This window comes from Streptomyces sp. SAS_281 (assembly GCF_052542855.1).
Window position 1 is genome coordinate 1 of record NZ_JBMNDO010000234.1, and the last position, 3,331, is coordinate 3,331.

At 69.3% G+C, this 3,331-nt stretch carries 3 protein-coding genes; all 3 read right to left on the reverse strand.

What is annotated here, in order from left to right; genetic code table 11:
* On the reverse strand, nt 1–873 hold an 873-nt coding region (locus ACN6LM_RS37745; RefSeq protein ID WP_445069940.1), incomplete at its 3' end, for an adenosylhomocysteinase.
* Nucleotides 863–1,738 carry a methylenetetrahydrofolate reductase [NAD(P)H] gene (gene metF / locus ACN6LM_RS37750; protein ID WP_445069941.1) on the reverse strand — a complete coding sequence of 292 codons (876 nt, stop codon included), beginning with the start codon at nt 1,736–1,738 and terminating at the stop codon, nt 863–865. The genes metF and ACN6LM_RS37745, both read right to left, overlap by 11 nt.
* Nucleotides 1,738–3,331 (reverse strand): vitamin B12 dependent-methionine synthase activation domain-containing protein (locus ACN6LM_RS37755; RefSeq protein ID WP_445069942.1); only part of this gene is annotated, 1,594 nt, incomplete at its 5' end. The genes ACN6LM_RS37755 and metF, both read right to left, overlap by 1 nt.

Sequence of the window (3,331 nt, forward strand, 5' to 3'; positions counted from 1 at the left end):
GATGATCACCCGGGCACCCTGGCCACGCAGCGACTCCGCGCACCCCTTGCCCACATCCCCGTACCCACACACCACGGCGGTCTTCCCACCGATCAGGACATCCGTGGCACGGTTGATGCCGTCGATCAGCGAGTGGCGGCAGCCGTACTTGTTGTCGAACTTCGACTTCGTCACCGCGTCATTCACGTTGATCGCCGGGAACAGCAGACTGCCGTCACGGTGCATCTCGTACAGCCGGTGCACACCCGTCGTGGTCTCCTCCGTCACGCCACGGATCTCGGAGGCCAGCTGGGTCCACTTCTGCGGCGACTCACCCAGCGTCCGGTTGAGAAGCGTCAGGATGTGCGCGTACTCCTCACTGTCCGCCGTCGCCGGATCCGGAGCCGCACCCGCCTTCTCGAACTCCACACCCTTGTGCACCAGGAGCGTGGCGTCGCCGCCGTCGTCCAGAATCATGTTCGGACCACCGGTCGGCGTGTCCGGCCACGTCAGCGCCTGCTCCGTGCACCACCAGTACTCCTCCAGCGTCTCGCCCTTCCAGGCGAACACCGGAACACCCGCCGGCGCCTCCGCAGTGCCGTCCGGACCGACCGCGACCGCGGCAGCCGCATGGTCCTGGGTCGAGAAGATGTTGCACGACGCCCAGCGCACCTGCGCACCGAGCGCCACCAGCGTCTCGATCAGCACCGCCGTCTGCACCGTCATGTGCAGCGAACCGGTGATACGAGCCCCCGCCAACGGCTGCGCGGCGGCGTACTCCTTGCGGATCGACATCAGACCGGGCATCTCATGCTCGGCAAGCGTGATCTCCTTCCGCCCGAAAGCGGCGAGAGAGAGATCGGCGACCTTGAAATCGATGGTCTCAACTGGCATGGAGGCTCCTAGTGCTCATGACGTTGCGGTGGATGTCGAGGGTCGCCGTTGATTTGTTCAGCGTGATGTAGTGCAGGCCGGGGGCGCCTTCGGCGAGCAGCCGGTCGGCCATCAGCGTCGCGTGGGCCACGCCGATCTCGTACGCGATGTCCGGCCGGTGCTGCGTGGCTTCCAGGCGGTGGGCCAGGTCCTCGGGGAAGGCGGCGTCGGAGAGTTCCGCGAAGCGGCGGATCTGCCGGACGTCGGTGGCCGGCATGATCTCCGGGATGATCGGGGTGGTGCAGCCGGCCGCCGCCACCCGGTCCCGCAGCCGCAGGTAGTCCTCCACGTCGAAGAACATCTGCGTGATGGCGTAGTCGGCGCCGGCGCGGCACTTGGCGACGAAGTGCCGGATGTCGCTGTCCCAGTCGGGCGAGCGCGGATGCCGTTCGGGGAAGGCGGCGACACCGATGGTGAAGTCCCCCAGCGAGCGGACCAGCTCGACCAGCTGGTAGGCGTGGTGGAAGCCGTCCGGGTGTGCGGTCCACTCCCCCTTGGGGTCGCCGGGCGGGTCGCCCCGCAGGACCAGTACGTCCCGCACCCCGGCGTCCGCGTACTGGCCGATGATGTGCCGGAGCTCGGCCACCGAGTGCCCGACGGCGGTCAGGTGCGCGACGGGCCGCAGGGTCGTCTCGGTGACCAGGCGCTTCGTGACCTCGATGGTGCGGTCCCTGGACGACCCGCCCGCACCGTAGGTGACGGAGACGAAGTCGGGGCCCAGCGGTTCCAGGCGGCGGATGGCCTGCCACAGGGTCCGCTCGCCCTGCGCGGTGCGGGGCGGGAAGAACTCGAAGGAGAAGGTCGGACGGTCCGTGACCAGGCCCATCACCGGCCACCCCCGGCCCGCCCCGCGTTGAAGTACGACGCCTCGGGGTGGTGGACGACGATGGCGTCCGTCGACTGCTCGGGGTGGAGCTGGAACTCCTCGGAGAGGTGCACCCCGATCCGCTCCGGCCGCAGCAGGTCCGCGATCTTGGCGCGGTCCTCCAGGTCGGGGCAGGCCGGGTAGCCCAGCGAGTAGCGGCAGCCCTGGTACTCGGTGCGCAGCATGCCGTCCAGGCCCTCGGGTTCGCGATCGGCGATCCCGAGTCCGGCGCGGACGCGCGCGTGCCAGTACTCGGCCAGCGCCTCCGCCAGCTGCACGGAGAGCCCGTGGAGTTCGAGGTAGTCGCGGTACGAGCCGGAGGCGAAGAGCTCCGCGGTGGCCTCGCCGATCTTCGAGCCGACGGTCACGATCTGGAGCCCGACCACGTCCGTCTCGCCGGAGTCCTCGGCCCGGAAGAAGTCCGCCAGGCACAGGCGGCGGCCGCGCGGCTGGCGGGGGAAGGTGAACCGGGTCCGTTCGTGCCCGTTCTCGTCCAGGATGATCAGGTCGTCGCCCTTGGACACGCACGGGAAGTAGCCGTGCACGACAGCCGCTTCGAGCAGGTTCTCCGTACGCAGCCGGTCCAGCCACATCCGCAGCCTCGGCCGGCCCTCCGCCTCGATCGTGTCGCCCTTCAGCCCCCACTGGCCCTTGAACAGGGCGGCCTCGTCCAGCCAGGAGGTGTACTCCTTGTGCGGGATGCCCTTGACGACCCGGGTGCCCCAGAACGGCGGGGCGGGGACGGGGTTGCCGACGGCGACGTCCGACCGGCCGACGCCCGCCGGCTCCTCGAACTTCGGCTCCCTCAGCGGCACGCGGCGCTGCTTCAGCGGGGGCAGGGTCGCCCCGGGGACGCCGCGCTTGACGGCGATGAGGGCGTCCATCAGGCGCAGGCCCTCGAAGGCGTCGCGCGCGTAGCGCACCTCGCCCTCGTACAGCTCGTGCAGGTCCTGCTCGACGTAGGCGCGGGTGAGGGCGGCGCCACCGAGGATCACCGGGTAGTCGGCGGCCAGCTTGCGCTGGTTCAGCTCCTCCAGGTTCTCCTTCATGATCACCGTGGACTTGACGAGGAGGCCGGACATCCCGATGACGTCCGCCTTGTGCTCCGCCGCCGCGTCGAGGATGGCCGAAACGGGCTGCTTGATGCCCAGGTTGACCACGTTGTAGCCGTTGTTGGAGAGGATGATGTCGACCAGGTTCTTGCCGATGTCGTGGACATCGCCGCGGACGGTCGCCAGCACGATGGTGCCCTTGCCCTCCTCGCCCTCGGCCCGCTCCATGTGCGGTTCCAGGTACGCCACCGCGGCCTTCATGACCTCGGCGGACTGGAGGACGAACGGCAGCTGCATCTGGCCGGAGCCGAAGAGCTCGCCGACGACCTTCATGCCGTCCAGCAACGTGTCGTTGACGATGTCCAGGGCCTTGCGGGTGGTCAGCGCCTCGGCGAGGTCGTCGTCCAGGCCGTTCTTCTCGCCGTCGATGATCCGGCGCTTGAGGCGCTCGTCCAGCGGCAGGGCGGCCAGCTCCTCGGCCTTCCCCTCCTTGAGGGACTTC